Here is a 1,577-nt window from a genome sequence, read left to right as displayed (position 1 = left end):
GCAAAAGTTGTTTTAAATACACAAGCCTTGTCAGATGCAATCAAAGCGGCAAAAGATATAGTTAAAGGCAATAAAAAAGTAGAAGAATTTAACATACTCCAAAGCGTAATTGCAGAAGCTGAAAAGGTATTAAAAGAAGCAACGGACCAAGAGGATTTGGACAAAGAAGTAACAACACTTAATGCAGCAGTAGAAGCCTTTAAAGCAAGTGGAGACGTAAAGCTCCCGACAGAAGACGGAATATATTTGGCATCTGTGGAAATAGGAAATGCATCCAATCCTGGACAAAAATCCATGGCAAACGGTGCAATAGATCACATTGCAAAACTAATCTTAAAGGAAGACAAAGTAAAAGTAGAGCTTACATTTAAAGGCATGGATCTAAACGGAATGAAAGGTCACTTAACAAACCTGTTCTATTTTGAAAACAACCAAGATCCAAGAAGTGGTGGACGTGCAGTAGAAACAAAAATAGAAAAAACCTTCACTGACATTGGCACGGACGGACAAAGTAAAGAGTTCCCACAAGTCTTCAGCTTCACAATGAACAGAGATCTATTTGAAGCATCGGAATTCATATGGTGCAGAGTTTGGGTAGATGTAATGGACGGCTTTATGGGCGGCCCCGGAAAAGGCGCACAAGAAGCAAGAATAATTATAAATAAAGAGCATCTTAAAAAAGTTGTTTTAAAAAAAGAAGCTTTAACAAAAGAAATAGCAGAAGCTAAGAAGGTTGAACAAGGCAAGAAGACTGAAGAAGCATTTAATACCCTTAAAGCAGCAATCGCAGCTGCAGAAGAAACATTAAAAACTGCAACGGATCAAGAAGCTTTAGACCAAGGAGTAGCGACACTAAAAGCAGCGGTAGAAGCCTTTAACAACAGTCCTAATGTATTAGAAAAAGAAGCACTAACAAAAGAAATTGCAGCGGCAAAAGAAATAGTTAAAGGCAAGAAAACAGACGAAGCATTTAGCAAACTTAAAGCAGCAATCGCAGCAGCAGAAAAAGTATTAGGGGAAGCAACAGAGCAAACTCAATTAGATGAAGCGGTTAAAGCATTAAAAACAGCAGTAAAAGCCTTTAAAAATAGTCCTGATGTTTTAGAAAAAGAAGCTTTAACAAAAGAAATAGCAGGAGCTAAGAAGATTGAACAAGGCAAGAAGACAGACGAAGCATTTAGCAAACTTCAAGCAGCGATAACAGCAGCAGAAGAAACATTAAAAACTGCAACAGATCAAGAAGCTTTAAACCAAGGAGTAGCGACATTAAAGGCTGCAGTAGAAGCCTTTAACAAAAGTCCTGATGTACTAAAAAAAGAAGCTTTAACAAAAGAAATAGCAGAAGCTAAGAAGATTGAACAAGGCAAGAAGACAGACGAAGCATTTAGCAAACTTCAAGCAGCGATAACAGCAGCAGAAGAAACATTAAAAACTGCAACAGATCAAGGAGCTTTAGACCAAGGAGTAGCGACATTAAAGGCAGCAGTAAAAGCCTTTAAAGCAAGCGAAGACGTAAAGCTTCCGATAGAAGACGGAATATACACAGCACCTGTAGAAGTAGACCATGCATATAATCT

1 pseudogene is annotated in these 1,577 nt (G+C 38.0%); it reads left to right on the top strand.

Annotated elements, in window-relative coordinates:
- Positions 1-1,577: pseudogene (locus HMPREF1253_RS10195) on the top strand (FIVAR domain-containing protein); the annotation flags it as partial.

The sequence above is a fragment of the Peptoniphilus sp. BV3C26 genome (assembly GCF_000478985.1).
Classification (GTDB): domain Bacteria; phylum Bacillota; class Clostridia; order Tissierellales; family Peptoniphilaceae; genus Peptoniphilus_B; species Peptoniphilus_B koenoeneniae.
Note: the sequence above shows the minus strand (reverse complement) of the source record. Positions and strands in the feature narration are given on the sequence as shown.